14 protein-coding genes and 4 pseudogenes are annotated in these 19,424 nt (G+C 70.6%); 7 read left to right on the top strand and 11 right to left on the bottom strand.

Annotation, left to right across the window (positions count from 1 at the left end):
- The first annotated feature begins 22 nt into the window (after nucleotides 1-22).
- The 5 genes and pseudogenes from QUE79_RS00955 (at nucleotide 23) to cls (ending at nucleotide 5,177) form a co-directional block, all read left to right on the top strand.
- On the top strand, nucleotides 23-673 hold the full coding sequence (locus tag QUE79_RS00955) for a TetR-like C-terminal domain-containing protein (RefSeq protein WP_286345013.1): 651 nt from the start codon (nucleotides 23-25) through the stop codon (nucleotides 671-673).
- A gap of 63 nt (nucleotides 674-736) precedes the next feature.
- Nucleotides 737-2,406: pseudogene (locus QUE79_RS00950) on the top strand (ABC-F family ATP-binding cassette domain-containing protein).
- 76 nt (nucleotides 2,407-2,482) lie between these two features.
- The gene (locus QUE79_RS00945; protein WP_286345012.1) at nucleotides 2,483-2,995 is read left to right on the top strand and encodes an AAA family ATPase; all 513 of its coding nucleotides are present in this window, start codon (nucleotides 2,483-2,485) and stop codon (nucleotides 2,993-2,995) included.
- Nucleotides 2,996-3,118: 123 nt separating this feature from the next.
- Nucleotides 3,119-3,613 (top strand): DUF805 domain-containing protein, encoded by a 495-nt coding sequence (locus QUE79_RS00940; protein ID WP_286345011.1) that lies wholly within the window; start codon nucleotides 3,119-3,121, stop codon nucleotides 3,611-3,613.
- 100 nt (nucleotides 3,614-3,713) lie between these two features.
- Entirely contained in the window at nucleotides 3,714-5,177 is a 1,464-nt protein-coding gene (cls, locus tag QUE79_RS00935) for a cardiolipin synthase (protein WP_286345010.1), read from the top strand.
- A 57-nt stretch (nucleotides 5,178-5,234) separates the two neighbouring features.
- Here the strand turns inward: cls and QUE79_RS00930 are convergent, their stop codons facing one another.
- The 3 genes and pseudogenes from QUE79_RS00930 to QUE79_RS00920 form a co-directional block, all read right to left on the bottom strand.
- Entirely contained in the window at nucleotides 5,235-5,780 is a 546-nt protein-coding gene (locus tag QUE79_RS00930; protein WP_286345009.1) for a dihydrofolate reductase family protein, read from the bottom strand.
- A gap of 10 nt (nucleotides 5,781-5,790) precedes the next feature.
- Complete coding sequence (locus QUE79_RS00925; RefSeq protein WP_286345008.1) at nucleotides 5,791-6,339, bottom strand: glycosyltransferase; 549 nt, start codon at nucleotides 6,337-6,339, stop codon at nucleotides 5,791-5,793.
- 101 nt (nucleotides 6,340-6,440) lie between these two features.
- Nucleotides 6,441-7,040 (bottom strand): annotated as a pseudogene (locus tag QUE79_RS00920) (glycosyltransferase); the annotation flags it as partial.
- On the opposite strand from QUE79_RS00920, the gene glgX reads away from it, so the two are divergent.
- Nucleotides 7,039-9,072: a glycogen debranching protein GlgX gene (glgX, locus tag QUE79_RS00915; protein ID WP_286345006.1), complete on the top strand. Its 2,034-nt coding sequence runs from the start codon at nucleotides 7,039-7,041 to the stop codon at nucleotides 9,070-9,072. The pseudogene QUE79_RS00920 and the gene glgX overlap by 2 nt on opposite strands.
- Nucleotides 9,073-9,097: 25 nt before the next feature.
- Nucleotides 9,098-9,607 (top strand): GNAT family N-acetyltransferase, encoded by a 510-nt coding sequence (locus QUE79_RS00910; RefSeq protein WP_286345005.1) that lies wholly within the window; start codon nucleotides 9,098-9,100, stop codon nucleotides 9,605-9,607.
- Between the two features lie 244 nt (nucleotides 9,608-9,851).
- Here QUE79_RS00910 and QUE79_RS00905 read toward each other — a convergent pair whose 3' ends face one another.
- From QUE79_RS00905 to QUE79_RS00870, 8 genes and pseudogenes are all read right to left on the bottom strand, one after another.
- Nucleotides 9,852-10,670, bottom strand: coding sequence for a DUF429 domain-containing protein (locus QUE79_RS00905; RefSeq protein ID WP_286345004.1), 819 nt, complete (start codon nucleotides 10,668-10,670; stop codon nucleotides 9,852-9,854).
- 292 nt (nucleotides 10,671-10,962) lie between these two features.
- On the bottom strand, nucleotides 10,963-11,646 hold the full coding sequence (locus tag QUE79_RS00900; RefSeq protein WP_286345003.1) for a response regulator: 684 nt from the start codon (nucleotides 11,644-11,646) through the stop codon (nucleotides 10,963-10,965).
- Nucleotides 11,647-11,996: 350 nt separating this feature from the next.
- Nucleotides 11,997-14,488 (bottom strand): annotated as a pseudogene (locus QUE79_RS00895) (ATP-binding protein); the annotation flags it as partial.
- A 42-nt stretch (nucleotides 14,489-14,530) separates the two neighbouring features.
- Nucleotides 14,531-15,139 (bottom strand): potassium-transporting ATPase subunit KdpC, encoded by a 609-nt coding sequence (kdpC, locus tag QUE79_RS00890; RefSeq protein WP_286345002.1) that lies wholly within the window; start codon nucleotides 15,137-15,139, stop codon nucleotides 14,531-14,533.
- 24 nt (nucleotides 15,140-15,163) lie between these two features.
- Nucleotides 15,164-17,308 (bottom strand): potassium-transporting ATPase subunit KdpB, encoded by a 2,145-nt coding sequence (kdpB, locus tag QUE79_RS00885; RefSeq protein ID WP_286345001.1) that lies wholly within the window; start codon nucleotides 17,306-17,308, stop codon nucleotides 15,164-15,166.
- A gap of 2 nt (nucleotides 17,309-17,310) precedes the next feature.
- Nucleotides 17,311-18,986 (bottom strand): annotated as a pseudogene (gene kdpA / locus QUE79_RS00880) (potassium-transporting ATPase subunit KdpA).
- Nucleotides 18,986-19,075 carry a K(+)-transporting ATPase subunit F gene (gene kdpF / locus QUE79_RS00875; RefSeq protein ID WP_286345000.1) on the bottom strand — a complete coding sequence of 30 codons (90 nt, stop codon included), beginning with the start codon at nucleotides 19,073-19,075 and terminating at the stop codon, nucleotides 18,986-18,988. The pseudogene kdpA and the gene kdpF overlap by 1 nt, the downstream one beginning before the upstream one ends.
- A complete protein-coding gene (locus QUE79_RS00870) occupies nucleotides 19,072-19,212 on the bottom strand; it encodes a hypothetical protein (protein WP_286344999.1) in 141 nt (46 codons plus the stop codon). Before QUE79_RS00870 ends, kdpF begins: the two co-directional genes overlap by 4 nt.
- Nucleotides 19,213-19,424: the final 212 nt, after the last annotated feature.

Here is a 19,424-nt window from a genome sequence, read left to right as displayed (position 1 = left end):
CCCGCCGACTAGGCTGACGAACGTGGAATCCGGAGGCGCGCGCAAGGTCGGTCGGCCCCGCGACCCCTTCGTCGAAGAGCGACTTCTGCGGGTCACGCAAGAGCTGATCGCCGAGATCGGGATCGACGCGCTCACCATGAACCGCGTGGCCGAGCGAGCAGGGGCCAGCAAGGCCACGCTCTTCCGCCGCTGGGACGACAAGCGGTCGCTGGTGCGCGATGCCGTCGCCGCTTTCGACATCGACATCACCATCCCGAACACGGGGGCGCTCCGCACCGATCTCGAAGCCCTCGTGCGCTCCTGGGTGAGTCCGATCGGCTACCCGCCGGCAGAGTTCCGTCACGTCATCGCCGCCATCTCCCGCGACCCCGACATCTGGCGAGCCTTCGACGGCGCCACGCACGCCGAGCGCACGCGGTCGCTGACCGTCGTGGTCCGCCGTGCCGTGGCGCGGGGCGATGCCGAACCCGTCCGCTACGACGCGGCCTTCGTCACGCGCGCCGTGCACTCTCTGGCCGTCGAGCACGCGGCCCAGCGCGAACTGCCCCTCGACGAGGCGTTCGTGGCGCGCGTGATCGACAGCGTGATCGAGCCGATCCTCGGCGTGGGGCGCGACCCCGAGGCCGACTCGCGCGACGTCGCGGCCGGCATCCCGCTGCACGTCCGGCGCTAGCGGAATCAGGCGGCGGTCGACGACCCGCCCGCGCTCCACCCCGACGAATGAGACCATGGGGGTATGACCGCAACCCTCGTGGCCAAGGGCCTCGCCGGTGGCTACGCCGCCCGGACCCTGTTCGACGACCTCGATCTGACCGTCGCCCCCGGCGACGTCGTCGGAGTCGTGGGGGTCAACGGCGCCGGCAAATCGACCCTCCTCCGCCTCCTCGCCGGGATCGACGAGCCCCTGGCCGGCACCGTCTCGCTCGCCCCGGCCGACGCCTTCGTCGGCTGGCTGCCCCAGGAGCACGAGCGGGTGCCCGGCGAGACCGTCAGCGCCTACATCGGGCGCCGGACGGGCTGCGCGACGGCCTCGCTCGAGCTGGACTCCGCGGCCGCCGCGCTCGGTGACGCCGAGGCTCCCGCCGACGCGGCCGACGTCTACTCCGCGGCGCTCGACCGGTGGCTGGCGTCCGGCGCGGCCGACCTCGACGAGCGGCTGCCGCAGGTCCTGGCCGACCTCGGGTTGACGCTCGCCGCGACCGGCGACGGTGCCGGGCTCACCGCCGACTCGTTGATGACGTCGCTCTCGGGCGGCCAGGCGGCTCGCGTCGGGCTCGCAGCCCTGCTGCTGTCGCGCTTCGACATCGTCCTCCTCGACGAACCCACGAACGACCTCGACCTCGACGGTCTCGCCCGCCTGGAGGAGTTCGTCCGCGGCCTTCGTGGCGGAGTCGTCCTCGTCAGCCACGATCGCGAGTTCCTGGCACGCTCCGTCACGCGCGTGCTGGAGCTCGACCTGGCCCAGTCGTCGAACCGCGTCTTCGGCGGCGGCTACGACTCGTACCTCGAAGAGCGCGAGATCGATCGCCAGCAGAAGCGCGACGCGTACGACGACTTCGCGGCGACCAAGGCCGACCTCGTCGGGCGCGCCCGCACGCAGCGCGAGTGGTCGAGCCAGGGCGTCCGCAACGCCATGAAGAAGAGCCCCGACAACGACAAGATCCGGAGGAAGGCGGCGGCGGAGTCGAGCGAGAAGCAGGCGCAGAAAGTCCGCCAGATGGAGAGCAGGATCGCCCGGCTCGACGAGGTCGACGAGCCCCGCAAGGAGTGGCAGCTCGAGTTCTCGATCGGCTCGGCGCCGCGCTCCTCCGCGGTGGTGGCCACCCTGGCCGACGCCACCTTCGCGCAGGGGTCGTTCACACTCGGTCCGCTGTCGCTCCAGGTGAACGGGGGCGAGCGCATCTCGATCACGGGCCCCAACGGTGCCGGCAAATCGACCCTGCTCCGGGCCCTTCTCGGCCAGCAGGCGCCGACCACGGGCACGGCGTCCCTCGGCGCGTCGGTAGCCGTCGGCGAGATCGACCAGGCTCGCGGACTCTTCAGCGGTCCCCGGGCGCTCGCCGACGTCTTCGAAACACTTGTGCCGTCTCTCACGCAGGCGGAGGTCCGCACGCTTCTGGCGAAGTTCGGGCTCAAGGCCGACCACGTGGCCCGCGCCGTGGGCGACCTGTCGCCGGGGAGCGCACCCGCGCCGGCCTCGCGCTGCTCCAGGCCCGCGGCGTCAACGTGCTCGTCCTCGACGAACCGACCAACCACCTCGACCTGGTAGCCATCGAGCAGTTGGAACAGGCGCTCGAGACGTACGACGGCACCCTGCTGCTCGTCACCCACGACCGTCGCATGCTCGAGGCCGTTCGCACCGACCGGCACTGGCGGGTCGAGGCGGGCGTCGTCTCCGAGCTCTAGCCGGGCCTGTCACGGCTCTCGCGTTGTGGGGCCCGTCCGCGGGGCAGGATCAGCGGCTGTGCGGCAGGATGGCGGGATGGTCGACGCGCTGCTGCTGAACGGGCCGGTCGGCGTCGGCAAGAGCGCCGCCGCGTATGAGCTCGCCCGAGCGGCGGTCGTACCCACCGCTCTCATCGATGTGGACGAGATCCGGCGTCTCTGGCCGACGCCCACGGATGATCCGTTCACCCACCGCGTGGCCGTTCAGAACCTGCGGTCGCTGGTGGCGAACTACCGGTCGGCCGGGGCTCGGCGCTTCGTTCTCGCGGGAGTCGTCGAAGACGCGGCTGCGCTCGAGGAGTACCGCGATGCCCTCGGCCCGGCGTCGCTTCTCGCGGTCCGGCTGACGGCCGACGCGGCGACGGTGCGCCGTCGACTCGAGGCGCGCCACGTCGACGACGCGTCGGGGCTCGCCTGGCACGTGGAGCGGGCGGCCGAGCTGGCAGCCATCCTCGAGAGGGCGGCGCTCGACGACGTGGTGCTCGACACGACGCACCTCGACGCCGCGTCCGTCGCCGCCGCCGTCGCGCCCGTCGCGGGCTGGGCGTGACGGGCGTCACGGGGCACGCCCGCCGGTAGCCCGCGGGTGAATCGCCAGGCGAGGGCGACCCTGCGCGCGGACGGAGTGGCGGGGCGGCGAGTAGGCAGAGGTTTTCAGCGAAGGAGTCCGACCATGTCCAGTACTTCCCAGAACACCGAAGTCGCTGTCGACCAGCCCGCCTACGGTGCCAGCCTTCCCGTCGCGTTCCGCCGTTTCTGGCGCAAGTACGCGACCTTCTCCGGCCGCGCGAGTCGAAGCGAGTACTGGTGGTGGGCCCTGGTGGCCGTGATCGTGTCGGTCGTCATCCAGATCATCGCCAGCGCGACCGGTGGTGGGCACGCGTCGACCAGCACGTCGGGCGGCATGGCCTCGTTCCAGGCGAACTACACCGGAGTGGCCGGGATCATCTCGGGTGTCTGGTTCCTCGCGACGATCGTTCCGACGCTCGCACTGACCTCGCGGCGTCTGCACGATGCGAATCTCAGCGCGCTGCTGATCCTGATCGCCATCGTGCCGTTCCTCGGTGAGCTGGTCGTCTTCGTGATCCTGCCCCTCATCTCGTCGAAGCCGGCCGGGCAGCGCTTCGATCGCGGCGGCACACGCGCGGCGAACCCGGCACGCGCCTGAGCCGCTCGGCGCCCGGTCGCTCGGCGCCTGAGTCGGTCGGCGCCCGTCCGCGTCGGGCGCGCCCACGCCGGGCGTCGGTGGAGAGCGCTAGCCTCACAGCATGAACTGGAAATCGCTGACGAAGGGCGCTGCCGCCGTCGTGACGGTCGTCAACTTCTTCCTCCGATTCGGCGGTGTCATCGCGGTGCCCCGCAACCGGCGCCCGACCACCGCGCTGGCCTGGCTGCTCGCGATCTTCGCGGCGCCGATCCCGGGCACCATGGCGCTCAACCTCTTCGGCTCGACGCGCCTGCCGCGGGGGCGTCGCGAGAAGCAGACCGAGATCAACGACTTCATCCTGCAGACGACCTCGGGCCTCGACCTCGTCACGAAGGAGGAGAGTTGGCCGCGCTGGTTCGGGTCCGTCGTCGACCTCAACCGCAAGCTGGGCGCCATGCCCCTCGTCGGTGGCAACGACGCGGTCCTCTACGACGACTTCGCCGAGACGATGCGGGCCATGACCGCCGCGCTCAAGAAGGCCGAGCGGTACATCCACGTCGAGTTCTACCTGTTCGCGTACGACAAAGCGACCATCGAGTTCTGCGAGGCGCTTCACGACGCGCACAAGCGCGGGGTGACGGTCCGCGTGCTGTACGACGACTGGACCACGCTCCGCAACCCGGCCGGCAAGAAGACGATCGCCTGGCTGAAGAAGACGGGGATCCCGTTCCGGGCGATGCTCCCGGTTCGCCCCAACACGGTGCTTCGCCGCCGCCCCGACCTCCGCAACCACCGCAAGGTCGTCGTCGTCGACGGCACGGTGGGCTTCATGGGGTCGCAGAACCTCGTCGATCCCGACTACAACAAGTCCGGCAACAAGCGACGCCACCTGCGCTGGAAAGACCTGATGCTTCGTCTCGAGGGGCCGGTCGTCGCCGGTGTCAACGCGATCTTCATCACCGACTGGTTCGCCGAGACCGACGAACTCCTCCAGCGCGAGGCCGACCCGATTCACAACGTCGAAGACCCCGACACGCTCGACTGTCAGATCGTGCCGTCCGGTCCGGGGTTCGAAGGCGAGAACAATCTGCGCCTGTTCAACGCCCTGGTCTACGGCGCTCAAGAGAAGCTGATCATCGTCAGCCCGTACTTCGTGCCCGACGACTCGATGCTCTACGCGATCACGACCGCCGCTCAGCGCGGCGTCGAGGTGCAACTGTTCGCCTGCGAGATCGGCGACCAGTTCATGGTGTACCACGCGCAGCGCTCCTACTACGAGACACTGCTGCGGGCCGGGGTCCGGATCTTCCTCTACGAGAAGCCCATCGTGCTGCACGCCAAGCACTTCACGGTCGACTCCGATGTCGCCGTCGTCGGGTCGTCCAACATGGACATGCGCTCGTTCAGCCTCGACTTCGAGGTGTCGGTCATGATCCGCGGGCGACGGTTCGTCGACAGGCTCCGCGCGATCGAAGACGACTACCGCTCGAAGTCACGCGAGCTGAGCCTCGTCGAATGGCTCGACCGGCCGCTGCTCGCGCGCGCTCTCGACAACGTCATGCGGCTGACCGCCGCCGTGCAGTAGCGCCGTCGTGCAGTAGCGCCGTCGTGCAATAACGCCGCCGTGCAGTAGCGCCGCCGCCTACGACGCGGCGGGAACGTACGTCAGCACCGCGACGCCCGTCGAGGTGATCTGCGACTTCACGAGCTCGAGAGCCGCGGTCGTGCCCTCGGCCCAGAGCTTCTTGCCCGAGCCGACCACCACCGGGAAGACCATGAAGCGGTATTCGTCGATCAGGCCCGCCGCGCTGAGAGCGTTGACGAGGTCCGCGCTGCCGTTGACGAGCAACGTGCCGGTGGCGTCGTCGGCCTTCAGCGCGGCGACGGCGTCGACCGCGGTACCCGCGAGGGCCGTCGCGTTCCACTCGAGAGCGTCCGGCGTCGAGGTCGCGACCCACTTCGGCATCGAGTTCATCTTGACGCCGAACTCACCGGTTGCCTCTTCCATGGCGGGCCACGCCTGCGAGAAGCCCTCGTAGGTGATGCGGCCGAGCAGGAGCGCATCGGCCTCCATCAGGTTGTCGTTCTGGAACGACCCCAGCTCGTCTCCGAAGTACGGGCCCGACCAGCCCGGCTCCTCGAAGACGCCGTCGAGTGTGAGGTATTCGACCGCGATGACCTTGCTCATGCGGAAGAACCTAGTGGACGGCGAGTTGCGAGCGATAGACCGCCACCAGGGCGTCGGCGGAGTGCGCCCAGCTCAGCCCGGTGGCCCGGACCCTGGCGGTGGTCGAGAGCGACGCGGCGAGGGCAGGATCCTGCAGGATCCTGCCGATCGCATCCGCCCAGACCAGGGGGTCACGCGACCTCAGCACGATCCCGGTCACCCCGTCGACCACGGCCTCGCGCAGACCGCCCGCGGCAGCCGCGACGACCGGGGTGCCGCTCGCTGCGGCTTCGAGCGCGACGAGCCCGTAGGTCTCGGAGTGCGAGGGCACCGCGACGACGGAGGCCGACCCGAGCAGCTCCGCCAGGTCGGCGCGCGACTGCGGGCCGACGAATCGGACGCCGCCGCCGATGCCTCGGCTCGTCGCGAGCGCCTGCAGCTCGGCGGGGTAGTCGCGGTAGTCGACCGACTCCTCGCCGGCGACGACCAGGGTCGGGCGACGGTCGGCGGGGAGCGCGGCGACGGCTTCGATGGCGAGGTCGAAGCCCTTGAGGGGATCGAGACGCCCGGCGACGACCACGAAGGGGACGCCGCGCGGGGCCGCGGGTGGAACATCACCGAGTCGACGCCGGGCGAGACGACGCGGACGCGCTCGGCGTCACCGCCGAGGCGCTGCACGACGGTCTCGGCTTCGGCCGCGCTGATGGCGATGACGGCGTCGGATTCTCGAGCGAGCCACGCTTCGCCGGCCAGGCGCCCGGGCGACTCCGGCCGCTCGCCGTCCGACAGCGGCGTGCTGTGGTCGGCGGCGATCGAGTGGAAGCTCTGCAGGTGCGGAAGGCCGCGCTCCCGCGCGAAGGGCAGCGCCGCCATCCCGGAGAACCAGTGGTGCGAGTGCACGATGTCGTAGGGCCCGAAGGGCTCCATCGCCGCCCGGAAGTCGTCGACGTACTCTTCGTGGGCGCCCTTGGCCTGAGGTGAGGGGGTCCTGCGTCGAGGAAGCGCAGCGTCACGTTCTCGCCGAGCTCGGTCTCGGCCGGTTGCTCGGTCGACGACCGCCTGGTCAGCACGTCGACGGTGTGGCCGAGGGCTCCGAGGGCGACCGCCTGGTTGCGCACGACGACGTTCATGCCGCCGGCGTCGCCGATGCCGGGATCGGAGGCCGGCGAGGTGTGGAGGCAGACCAGCGCGATGCGCAGCGGCGTGGGGGAAGGCACCCGTCGAGGCTATCGGGGGACAGCCTCGGGCGTGCACAGGTGACAGCCCGTAGAACTGACACATGACCACCTCGTACCCCTATCCGCTCGGTGTCCGCGTCACAGGCGACGGTGTCGCCGTCGCGGTGTACTCCGAGACCGCCACCGTCGTGTACTTCTGCTCGTTCGACGACGCAGGATCGGAGACCCGGACGGCACTCGATCAGCGAACGGGCCACGTGTTCCACGGCTTCGTCGCCGGGGTGAAAGCCGGAACCCGCTACGGCCTCCGGGTCGACGGCCCCTGGGATCCTGCGAACGGGCTCCGACACGACGTCGCCAAGCTGCTGCTCGACCCGCACGCGCGTGCGATCGAGGGCGGCTACGCGTGGGGCCAGGCGCTGTTCTCCCACGACTTCTCATCGCAGGAGACGAGCAACGAGGAGGACTCGGCTGCATCGATGCCGCGCTGCATCGTCACCGACGCCTCGTTCGACTGGGAGGGCGACGAGGCTCCGCGGGTGCCGCTCGACGAGACCGTCGTGTACGAGGTGCACGTGAAAGGGTTCACGAAGCTGCACCCGGAGGTCCCCGCGGAGATCCAGGGAACGTACGCGGGGCTCTCGCATCCTGCGGCCATCAAGCACCTGACCGATCTGGGCGTCACCAGCGTCGAGCTGCTGCCGATCCACCAGTTCGTCCAGGACGACAACCTCGAAGACAAGGGGCTCCGGAACTACTGGGGCTACAACACGATCGGCTTCTTCGCGCCGCACAACGAGTACAGCTCGTCGGGGCAGTCCGGCGAGCAGGTCGCCGAGTTCAAGACGATGGTCAAGGCGCTGCACGCAGCCGGCCTCGAGGTCATCCTCGACGTGGTGTTCAACCACACGGCGGAGGGGAACCATCAGGGGCCGACACTGTCGTTCAAGGGGATCGACAACGGTTCGTACTACCGGCTCGTCGACGGCGACCGCGGGCACTACTTCGACACCACCGGGACGGGGAACAGCGTGAACGTGGGGCACCCGGCGGCGCTGCGGCTGATCCTGGACAGTCTCAGGTACTGGGTCACCGAGATGCACGTCGACGGTTTCCGCTTCGACCTCGCGACCACGCTCACCCGCCAGGACGGCGACGCGGAGAAGCACTCGGCGTTCCTCGACCTGTGCCACCAGGATCCCGTGCTCCAGCCGGTCAAACTCATCGCCGAGCCGTGGGACACCGCCGGCTACCAGGTCGGCGGGTTCCCGGCGGACTGGTCGGAGTGGAACGGAAAGTTCCGCGACGACACCCGCGAGTACTGGGGTTCGGGAGACGTGCTGAGCACGTTCACGCAGCGCGTCATGGGCAGCCCCGACGTCTACCAGGCCGACCGGCGCTCACCGCTGGCCTCCGTCAACTTCGTCACGGCGCACGACGGCTTCACCCTTCGCGACCTCGTGTCGTACAGCGAGAAGCACAACGAGGCGAACGGCGAGGACAACAACGATGGCGAGAGCAACAACGCGTCGTTCAACGGCGGGGTCGAGGGCGCCACCGACGATCCGGCCGTGCTCGACTGGCGCGGCAGGCAGCAGCGCAACCTGCTCGCGACGGTGCTGCTCTCGGCCGGCGTGCCGATGCTGCTCGGTGGCGACGAGATCGGCCGCACCCAGGGCGGGAACAACAACGCCTACTGCCAGGACAACGAGGTCTCCTGGTTCGACTGGGCGTCGGTCGACACCGGGCTGCTGTCGTTCACGACCGCCCTGATCGAGCTGCGTCGCTCGGCGCCGGCTCTTCGGCCGCTGTGGTTCCGCACCGACCCCTCGGTGTCGTCGCTGCGGACGGTCCAGGTACTGCGCGCCGACGCACGGGCCTTCGAGGACGAGGACTGGCAGGATCCCGAGAACCGCGCCGTGCTCTTCCTCCTCGGACACGAGGGATCCGACACGTTCGCGCTCCTGATGAACGCGGCGCACAACGGCGTGGAGTTCACGGTGCCGCCCGCCCCGTTCGGCGACTGGGAGCTCGCGCTGTCGAGCGACCCCGAGCAGCAGGTGGCGCCGCCGGTGACGACGCTCATCGTGCGCGACGCGTCGTTCACGCTGTTGCGGTCGCGGGTGTCGGCCTAGCGAGCGGCCCACCTAGGCTTGGAGCATGCGCAGCAGCACCGTCACCATCCGCTCCGTCACCGAAGAAGACTGGCGCGAGGTGCGAACGCTCCGGTTCCAGATGCTCGAAGACACCCCGATCGCATACGGCGAGACCCTGGAACACGCGCTGCGCCTCGCCGAGCCCGAGTGGCGGATGCGGGGGCGTCGCGGACAGGAACCCCGCTCGGCGTCCTTCGTGGCCATCGACGACGCGACGCTCGAGTGGGTGGGCACGATGGGCGGGTACCTGCCGACCACGGGAGCGCCCCTGCTGGTGGGCGTGTTCGTCGCGCCGGCGTTCCGCGGGGCGTCGATCGGGGTGGCCGACCGGCTGCTCGCCGAGGTCGAGGGCTGGGCGCGTGGCTTCGACGGCTCGCTTGCGCTACACGTCCACGAGGAGAACCCTCGGGCCATCCGGTTCTACGAGCGCCACGGCTTCGTCGACACCGGCCGTCGCCTCGACTACGAGCTCGCTCCCGGCGGCCGCGAGTGGGAGATGTCGAAGGTGCTCTAGCCTGCGTGCTGTCGTCCTGCGCTTCTGCTCTTCCCCCGTCCCCGTCCCCTCCCGCTCCCCCTCCCCCCCCTCCCCTTCCCCCTCCCCTTCCCTCTCCCTTCCCGAAATCGAAGGGGATTTTCGGACGGCGGGCCGTTCTGCCGCCAGGATTGCCCCGCCGAGCGAGAATCCCCTTCGATTTCGGGAGGAGGGCACAGGTGGGGAGGCGCGCGCAGGCGGGGCAGGCACGTGAGCCGGCCGCAGACTACGGCAGGCGCTGGGACGCCCGCGCGGGCGCGACGATCGTGGGCGGGCGACCCGCGGCATCCCGGGGCTCTTTCCTTCCGAGGATCTGCACGCGGGCGCACCCGTGCCGCTGCCACAGAGCTGCCGTCCAGGCGCAGATGGCCGCGTCGATGAGGTCCTCGCGATGTTTGTGGGCCGGCCCGGCGAGGGGCGCGGGCGCGTCGAGCAGCTGCTGCGTGACGGGATTCGACCCGAGGAACAGCGGAGGGTCGAAGTCCTCCAAGCGTCGAAGCCGTCGCACCAGCTCGTCCGTCGCGAGCGCGCGAGCCGCTCGTGCCGCCGCCGGCGCCGCCCCGCGCGGGAGCCGCTTGTAGCGCGGGCGCTCGTCGTCGTAGCCGAGCTCCTCGACGCCCACGAGGGTCGTGTACGGATAGCACTCGAACATCACGCGATCGAGGGGCGCAGGATCATCGACCCCCGAGACGACACGGAATCCTGCGCCCTCGAGGCGGTCGCGCAGCGTCACGCCCCCGAGCCACTTCAGGGCCTGGTTGCTCGCGTTGGCGGACACCCTCCAGCGTCCGTACGCGCGACCGACCTGCTTCTCGGACTCGCGCATGCCCGTGGCGTTGGGCACGACGAGCGGGGCGTCGATGGCGACGGCGGCGCCGCCGGGGCCGGCCGCGTCGAGGATCCAAGCGGCGACGGCGTCGATGCCGCGGGCCCAGCCGGCCTCGAGGACGCTGCCGTCGGCGTCGATGACGCAGAGGCCGGTCTCATTGGCGGGTTTCGTCGGCGACCCCTCGCCCCAGGCCAGGTCGACGCCCACGAATCGCACGCCTCCAGTCTGGACCTCCCGGACGCTCGCGGTCGCGGCGCCGGCAGGCCCGAGTAGATCGGGTCGCGGTGGCGGCAAGCCGATGTAGATCGGGTCGCCGCGCCGGCAGGTCGATGTGGGTCGGGCCGCGGTGGCGGCAGGCCGATGTGGGTCGGGCCGCGGCGCCGGCAGGCCGGTGTGGATTGGGTCACGGCGGCGGCAGGCCGATGTGGATCGGGCGGTGTCGCAGGGTCGCGGTGCGGCGTCTGGGGCGAACCGCGTCAGATTGCCCGGGCGTGAAGCGGCAGCGCGGCTACTCGGGCACGAACCGGTAGCCCATGCCCTGCTCGGTGACGAGGTAGCGCGGGCTGGCGGGGACGGGCTCGAGCTTCTTGCGGAGTTGGGCGAGGTAGAGGCGGAGATAACCGGTGTCGCGGCTGTGGCCCTGGCCCCAGACCTGCGTGAGCATCGCCTCGCGGGTGATGAGCTTGCCGGGGTTCTGGACGAGGAGTTCGAGCAGCCGCCACTCGGTGGGGGTGAGCCGGATCGAGCCGCCCTCGGCCGTGGTGCGGGTGACGGTGTGCGCGGCGAAGTCGACGGCCACGTCGCCGAAGCGGACGGCGGGGGAGTCGGGGGCGGCGACGACGCGGCGGGTGAGGGCGCGGATGCGGGCGAGGAGTTCGTCCATCGCGAAAGGTTTGGTGACGTAGTCGTCGGCGCCGGCGTCGAGGGCGTCGACCTTGTCGGCGGCGCCGGTACGGCCGGAGACCACGAGGATCGGCACGTGCGACCAGCCGCGGAGGCCCTCGATCACCTCGATGCCGTTGAGCTTCGGCATGCCGAGGTCGAGCATGACGACGTCGGGGTGGTGGGCGATCGCCTCACCGAGAGCGGAGGCGCCGTCGGCCGCCGTGATGACGTCGTAGCCGGACGCCCCGAGGGTGACCTTGAGCGCGCGGATGATCTGGGGGTCGTCGTCGGCGATGAGGATCTTCACGAAGTGCCCTCCTGCGAAGTGGGGGACGTGGGCGCAGCGGGCCGAGCGGGCCGAGCGGGCCGAGCGGGCCGAGCGGGCGAAGCAGGCGTGGCAGGGGCGGCGGCCGCGCCGGGCCGAGCAGCCGCGCCGGGCCGAGCGGCCGCGCCGGGCCGAGCGGGCCGAGCGGGCCGAGCGGGCTGAGCGGGCGAAGCAGGCGTGGCAGGCGCGGCGGCCGCGCCGGGCCGAGCGGCCGCGCCGGGCCGAGCGGGCCGAGCGGCCGCGTCGGGCTGAGCGGGCGAAGCAGGCGTGGCAGGGGCGGCGGCCGCGCCGGGCCGAGCGGCCGCGCCAGGCCGAGCGGCCGCGCCAGGCGATGTGACCGGAACCGACGGCGAGGCGGCAGCAGGCAGCGACACGACCATGGTGAGGCCGCCGCCGGGGGTGTCGTCGGCTGTGAGCGTGCCGCCCATACCCTCGGTGAAGCCCTTCGACAAGGCCAGGCCGAGGCCGAGGCCGGTCGTGTTGTCGGTGTCGCCGAGCCGCTGGAAGGGGACGAAGACCTGGTCGCGTCGCTCGGCCGTGATGCCGGGGCCGTGGTCGGCCACGCGGATCTCGATGCGGTCGGCGAAGCCGGAGGCCGACACCCGGACTCGCGAGCCGAGGGGCGAGTAGCGGAGCCCGTTGTCGAGGAGGTTGACCACCACCCGCTGGAGCAGGACCACGTCGGCGAGGGCAGGCGGCAGGTCGTCGCCGAGGCCGAGCTCGACCTCGTCGGGCCCCAGGTCCAGTTCGTCGAGAGAGCCCAGGATCACGTCGTCGACGTCGACCCGGTCGATCGACACTGCGAGCACCCCGGCCTGGACGCGGCTGACGTCGAGGAGGTTCGTGACGAGCGTGGCCAGCGAGTCGAGGCTCTCCTGTGCCGTGGCGAGGAGTTCGTCTCGGTCGGCCTCGGACCGCACCATGCCGGGAGACCGGAGGCCGCTGACGGCGGCGGTGGCGCTCGCGAGCGGGCGGCGGAGGTCATGCCCGACGGCCGCCAGGAGCGCGGTGCGCATCTGGTCGGCCGCGGCCAGCGGTGCCACCTCTTCGGCCGTGCGCGCGAGCGCGCTGTGCTCGAGGGCGGCGTCGATCTGAGCGGCGATGACGGCGAAGAGGCGGCGGTCGTCGAGCGCCAGCTCGGGACCGTGCAGCTCGATGACCGAGTGCTCGCCCGACGGCACCGTGGTGACGGGATCGCCCGCGGACGCCGTGCCCGACGCCGACACGAGCTCGCCGTCTGTCGAGACCGCGACGCGGGACAGGCCGAAGGCCTCCCGCGTGCGGGCGAGCAGGGCTTCGAGGGCGTCCTGCCCGCGGAGCACGCTCCCGGCGATGGTGGCCAGCAGCTCGGATTCGGCGAGGGCCCTCGCCGCCGAGCGCGTGCGCCGGGCTGCCTGGTCGACGACGTAGCTGACCAGCAGGGCGTTCACGACGTAGAGCCCGAGGGCGAGGAGGTGCAGCGGCCTGGCGATGGTGATGCTGTGCAGGGGTTCGACGAAGAAGAAGTCGAGCGTGAAGCCGGACAGGACGGCGGCGAACAGAGCCGGCCAGATGCCACCGACGAGGGCGACGACGACGACGACGAGCTGGAACGCGAGCACGTCGCTGGTGAGGGACTCGGGGAACGCAGGCTCACCAGCAGGAGGGTGGCCAGAGGCCCGAGCGCAAGGGCGAGGATGAAGCCGACGACGCGACGCGCGAGGGTGAGCGAGCCGCCGATGCGCGGCAGCGTGAAGGTGCCTCCGGCGTGCGAGTGCGTGACGATGTGCACGTCGATGACGCCCGACTCGCGGATGACGGTGGCGCCGATGCCGGGGCCGGTGAGGGCCGCGGCGATCCGGCCTCGGCGGCTGACGCCGATGACGAGCTGCGTGGCGTTCTGGGACTTCGCGAATTCGACCAGCGTGCGGGGGATGTCGTCGCCGAGGACCTGGTGGTAGCTGCCGCCGAGCTTCTCGGCGAGGGTACGCTGGGCGGCCAGCGCACCGGGGTGCGCGTCGGCGAGGCCGTCCTGGCGGCTGACGTGCACCACGATCAGCTCGCCGCCGGACGAGCGAGCTGCGATACGGGCTCCGCGGCGGATCAGGGTCTCGCCCTCGGGGCCGCCGGTGAGGGCGACCACGACGCGCTCGCGGGCCTCCCATTTGTTGTCGATGCCGTGCTCGGCCCGGTACGCCTTGAGCGCCGAGTCGACCTCGTCGGCCAGCCACAGCAGGGCCAGCTCGCGGAGGGCTGTGAGGTTGCCCAGCCGGAAGTAGTTGGACAGGGCGGCGTCGATGCGCGCCGCCGGGTAGACGTTGCCCTCGGCGAGGCGGTCGCGGAGGGCCTGCGGGGCGAGGTCGATCACCTCGATCTGGTCGGCGCCCCGCAGCACGGCGTCAGGGATCGTCTCGCGCTGTGGAGCCCCGGTGATCTGCTCGACGACGTCGGACAGCGACTCGATGTGCTGAACGTTGACCGTCGAGATGACGTCGACACCCGCCTCGAGGAGGCTGTCGACGTCGTGCCAGCGCTTGTCGTGCCGGCTGCCGGGGGCGTTGGTGTGGGCCAGCTCGTCGACCAGGGCCACGTCGGGGTGTCGGGCCAGCACTGCGTCGAGGTCGAGCTCGTCGAGCTCGAGGCCGCGGTGCGAGTGGACGGCCCGGGGAACGACCTCGAGCCCTTCGACGAGCGCCGCGGTGGCCACGCGCCCGTGGGTCTCGACGACGGCCACGACCACGTCGCGCCCCTCGGCGGCCAGCCGCGCGCCCTCTTCGAGCATCGCGTACGTCTTGCCGACGCCGGGGGCGGCGCCGAGCAGGACCCGAAGCCGTCCCCTCTTCATGCTGTGCCTCTCAGTTCTTCGACGAATCGGTCTTTGGATGAATCAGCGCGAGAGCGAAGCGAGAGCGATGTTGAGCTCGAGCACGTTGACCGTCTGCTCCCCAAGGTAACCGGCTTCGCGGCCCTCGATCTTCGATTCCACCAGCTTGTGGACAACCGACGTCGAGAGCCCTCGGGTGTGAGCGACTCGGTCGACCTGGAGCAGCGCGTAGGCGGGGCTGATGTCGGGGTCGAGGCCGGATCCCGAGGCGGTCACGGCGTCCGCGGGCACCCGCGAGAGCGGCACGCCGTCCGAAGCCGCGACGGCAGCGCGCCGCGCCTTCACGGCGGCGACGAGGTCCGGTGAATCCGGCCCGTAGTTCGAGGCGCTCGAGGCCGTGGCGTCGTAGCCCTTGCCGGCCGCGGACGGCCTCGACTGGAACCACCCCGGCAGGGCCTTCCCCGACGGCGACGTGAACGACTGCCCGATCAGGGACGATCCGACGATTCGACCGGAGGCGGCCGAGGCCGTCGAGCCGTTCGCCTGGTGCGGAAACACCAGCTGGCCGACGCCGGTCACGGCCGCCGTGTAGGCGATGCCGAGCACGACGGTGAAGACGAGCATGGCCCGGATGGCCACCCACCACTGGCGGGCGAGGGTGCGTGTGTTCATGATTTTTGCTCCAGAAGAAGAGGGTTAGAAACCGGGGATCAGCGAGACGACGAGGTCGATGATCTTGATGCCGATGAACGGCGCGACGATGCCGCCGACGCCGTAGACCAGGAGGTTGCGCGACAGGATCGACGAGGCCGACGCCGCCCGGTACTTCACACCGCGCAGGGCGAGCGGAATCAGGAAGACGATCACGAGAGCGTTGAAGACGATCGCCGAGAGGATCGCCGACGCGGGCGAGTGCAGCTGCATGATGTTGAGCAGCCCGAGGCCGGGGAAGATGCCGGCGAACATCGCGGGGATGATCGCGAAGTACTTCGCCACGTCGTTCGCGATCGAGAACGTCGTGAGGGCGCCCCGCGTGATCAGCAACTGCTTGCCGATCCGGACGATGTCGATCAGCTTGGTCGGGTCGGAGTCGAGGTCGACCATGTTGCCGGCCTCCTTCGCCGCCGACGTGCCCGTGTTCATCGCGACACCGACGTCGGCCTGCGCGAGCGCCGGGGCGTCGTTCGTGCCGTCCCCCGTCATCGCGACGAGGTTTCCGCCGTCCTGTTCCTTGCGGATGAGGGCCAGCTTGTCCTCCGGCGTCGCCTCCGCCAGGAAGTCGTCGACGCCGGCCTCGGCCGCGATCGCGCGGGCCGTGAGGGGATTGTCGCCGGTGATCATCACGGTGCGGATGCCCATCAGGCGCAGTTCGGCGAACCGCTCGGACAGCCCCGCCTTGACGATGTCCTTCAGCTGGACGACCCCGAGGACGCGTCCGACGCCGGCCGCGCTCGTGACGGCGACGACCAGCGGCGTTCCGCCCGCGTTCGAGATGCTCGTCACGGCGTCGTCGAGCTCGTCGCGGACGCGACCGTCCAGAGGGTGGGCCTGCTCGATCCAGCCGACCACGCTCGATCCTGCGCCCTTGCGAATCTGCGACCCGTCGGCCAGGTCGAGACCCGACATGCGCGTCTGAGCCGTGAACGGCACGATCTCGCCGCGGGGTGCGTCCGGAATCGAGTAGCCGAGCGATACGGCCAGATCGACGATCGACTTGCCCTCGGGCGTCGGGTCGGCCAGTGACGAGGTCGCGGCCGCCTCCATCAGCTCGCGCTGCGTGATGCCGCCGAGCGCTTCGAACGAGGCCGCCTGCCGGTTGCCGTAGGTGATGGTGCCGGTCTTGTCGAGCAGCAGGGTCGTCACGTCGCCCGCCGCTTCGACCGCGCGGCCCGACATCGCCAGCACGTTGCGCTGGACGAGGCGGTCCATGCCGGCGATGCCGATGGCCGAGAGCAGGGCGCCGATCGTGGTCGGGATGAGGCAGACGAGCAGGGCGATGAGCACGGGGATCGAGACCGCCGCGTTCGAGTAGGACGCGATCGGGTCGAGCACGAGGCAGACGACGACGAAGATGATCGAGAGCGAGGCGAGCAGGATGTTCAGCGCGATCTCGTTCGGGGTCTTCTGGCGTGCCGCGCCCTCGACGAGCCGGATCATCCGGTCGACGAAGGTCTCGCCCGGCTTCGACGTGATCGTCACGACGATGCGGTCGGAGAGCACGCGCGTGCCGCCGGTGACGGCGCTGCGATCGCCGCCCGACTCGCGGATCACCGGGGCGGACTCGCCCGTGATGGCCGACTCGTCGACGCTCGCGATGCCCCAGACGATGTCGCCGTCGCCGGGGATCAGCTCTCCGGCTGTCACGACGACGGTGTCGCCGAGGGTGAGGTCGGCGCTCGACACGGTGTCGACGGCGGCCGAGAGGGCACCAGGATCATCGTCGCTCGAGTAGCCGCGGACGCGCGCGGCCGAGGTCGAGGTCCGCGTCTTCCGCAGGCTCTCCGCCTGCGCCTTCCCGCGGCCCTCCGCCACCGACTCGGCGAGGTTCGCGAACACCACCGTCAGCCAGAGCCAGATCGCGATGGCCCAGGTGAACGAGCCGGGCACGACGGAGCCGCCCGACGTCCCGGGACCGCCGGTGAAGGGTGCGGCGATCGCGAGCACCGTCGTGTAGGCGGCGCCGATCTCGACGATGAACATGACGGGGTTGTGCCACATGGCACGCGGACTCAGCTTGCGGAACGCGCCGGGCAGGGCCTCGACGAGCTGGCTCGCGGTGAACGCCCGGCGGGCGGGAGTGGGGGCGGGATCCTGCGCCCTGGTTTCGGTGACGGTGGACATGACTACTGGAGTCCTTCTGCGAGCGGCCCGAGCGCGAGCACGGGGAAGTAGGTGAGGGCCGTCACGATGACGGACACCCCGAAGAGGAGGCCGACGAACTGGGGTCGGTGGGTGGGCAGGGTCCCGGCGGTCGCCGGTACCTTGTCCTGCGCGGCGAGCGAGCCGGCGAGAGCGAGCACGAACACGATCGGCAGGAAGCGGCCGAGCAGCATCACGACGCCGAGGGACGTGTTCATCCACGGGGTGTTCGCGGTGATGCCCGCGAAGGCCGAGCCGTTGTTGTTCGCCGCCGAGGTGAACGCGTACAGCACCTCGGTCAGGCCGTGCAGTCCCGGATTCCAGATCGACGTGCCCGTCACCGACGCGCGAACGCCGGGGATCGCGAAGCTCAGGGCCGTGCCCGCGAGGGCGAGCGTCGGCGTGATCAGGATGTAGATCGAGGCGAGTTTGATCTCGCGCGGCCCGATCTTCTTGCCGAGGTACTCCGGCGTGCGACCGACCAGCAGCCCCGCGATGAACACGGTGATGACGGCCAGGATCAGCATGCCGTAGAGGCCGGATCCGGTGCCGCCGGGTGCCACCTCGCCGAACATCATGTTGAGGAGCGCCATCATGCCGCCGAGCGACGTGAACGAGTCGTGCGCCGAGTTGACGGCGCCCGTCGACGTGAGGGTGGTGGAGGTCGCGAACAGGGTCGATCCCCAGATGCCGAAGCGGTCCTCTTTACCCTCCATCGCCGATCCTGCGAGCTTCGTCGCCGTCCCGGCACCGCTCAGCTCGAAGGCGGTCATCGCCGCGAGCGAGAGAGCGAAGATGCTGGCCATGACCGCCACGATCGCGTTGCCCTGGCGCTTGTCGCCGACCAGGAGCCCGAACGCTCGCGGAAGGGAGAACGGGATCAGGAGCATCAAGACGATCTCGACGAGGTTGGTCCAGGCCGTCGGGTTCTCGAAGGGGTGCGCCGAGTTGGCGTTGAAGAAGCCGCCGCCGTTGGTGCCGAGCATCTTGATCGCCTCCTGCGAGGCCACCGGTCCGCCCGGGATGGCGGCCGTGCCGCCGGTGAGCGTCGAGACGTGGGTGAACCCGTTGACGTTCTGGATCACACCCCCGAGAACGAGCAGGATCGCGGCGACGAACGCCACAGGGAGGAGCAGGCGCAGGATCCCGCGGGTCAGGTCGACCCAGAAGTTGCCGAGCGCGCCCGACCGCACTCGCGCGAAGCCGCGGATCAGCGCGACCGCGACGGCGATTCCCACGGCCGCCGACACGAAGTTCTGCACCACGAGGCCGCCGAGCTGCACCGCATAGCCCATGGTGACGTCGGGGAGTACGACTGCCAGTTCGTGTTCGTGACGAACGACGCGGCCGTGTTGAAGGAGAGGCCGGCCGGGATCGCCGGGAAGCCGAGCGAATAGGGGAGGACCGCCTGCAGACGCTGGAGGACGTAGACGAACACGACGCCGACGGCCGAGAAGATCAGCACGCCGCGCAGATAGGCGCGCCAGGTCTGCTCGGCCTTCGAGTCGACGCCGATCAGGCGATAGAAGCCGCGTTCCAGCCGCCAGTCGCGCGGCGCCCGGTAGATCCACGCCAGGTAGCTGCCCACGGGGCGGTGCAGGACGACCAGGATCACGACGAGCGTCAGGATCTGGAGCAGCCCGGCGACGGTGTCGCTCACTAGAACCGCTCCGGTTTCACGAGGGCATACACGAGGTAGCCCAGGGCGGCGACAGCGAGGACCGCCGCGATCACGGTGAAGGCGATCACAGCTTCTCCACCCCCGTTGCGACGAGGGCGACGACCGCGAAGGCGGCCGCCACGACGAGCAGGTAGACGATGTCGAGCACGGAGACTCCATTCCGAGGGCTGGCTGCCCCGGCGGAGGATCTGCGCGGGGCCAGCACTGATTCGACACCTCTGCGAGGGCTCCGCACGGGCTCCTCGCGATATCCCTACGCCTGCGTGCCGAACCCTTACGGTTCCCTAACGCCTGGCGCATTTGCGCTGCCGTTCGGTCCCTGTCGCCGCCTCCGGTCCCTCCCCGCCCCCGCCCCGCCCCCTCCCCCGCCCCGCCCCCTCCCCGCCCCCTCCCGAAATCGAAGGGGATTTTGCGCAG

This window comes from Frondihabitans sucicola, assembly GCF_030296615.1.
GTDB classification, from domain to species: domain Bacteria; phylum Actinomycetota; class Actinomycetes; order Actinomycetales; family Microbacteriaceae; genus Frondihabitans; species Frondihabitans sucicola.
The sequence above is the reverse complement of the archived record's forward strand: the minus strand, read 5'-3'. Positions and strand labels throughout refer to the sequence as shown.

What these genes read in the sequence shown, in the direction of transcription:
- QUE79_RS00945 (WP_286345012.1), top strand. Translation starts at nt 2,483, where the DNA reads ATGGTCGACGCGCTGCTGCTGAACGGGCCGGTCGGCGTCGGCAAGAGC.
- QUE79_RS00940 (WP_286345011.1), top strand. Translation starts at nt 3,119, where the DNA reads ATGTCCAGTACTTCCCAGAACACCGAAGTCGCTGTCGACCAGCCCGCC.
- cls (WP_286345010.1), top strand. Translation starts at nt 3,714, where the DNA reads ATGAACTGGAAATCGCTGACGAAGGGCGCTGCCGCCGTCGTGACGGTC.
- QUE79_RS00930 (WP_286345009.1), bottom strand. Translation starts at nt 5,780, where the DNA reads ATGAGCAAGGTCATCGCGGTCGAATACCTCACACTCGACGGCGTCTTC.
- glgX (WP_286345006.1), top strand. Translation starts at nt 7,039, where the DNA reads ATGACCACCTCGTACCCCTATCCGCTCGGTGTCCGCGTCACAGGCGAC.
- QUE79_RS00910 (WP_286345005.1), top strand. Translation starts at nt 9,098, where the DNA reads ATGCGCAGCAGCACCGTCACCATCCGCTCCGTCACCGAAGAAGACTGG.
- kdpC (WP_286345002.1), bottom strand. Translation starts at nt 15,139, where the DNA reads ATGAACACACGCACCCTCGCCCGCCAGTGGTGGGTGGCCATCCGGGCC.
- kdpB (WP_286345001.1), bottom strand. Translation starts at nt 17,308, where the DNA reads ATGTCCACCGTCACCGAAACCAGGGCGCAGGATCCCGCCCCCACTCCC.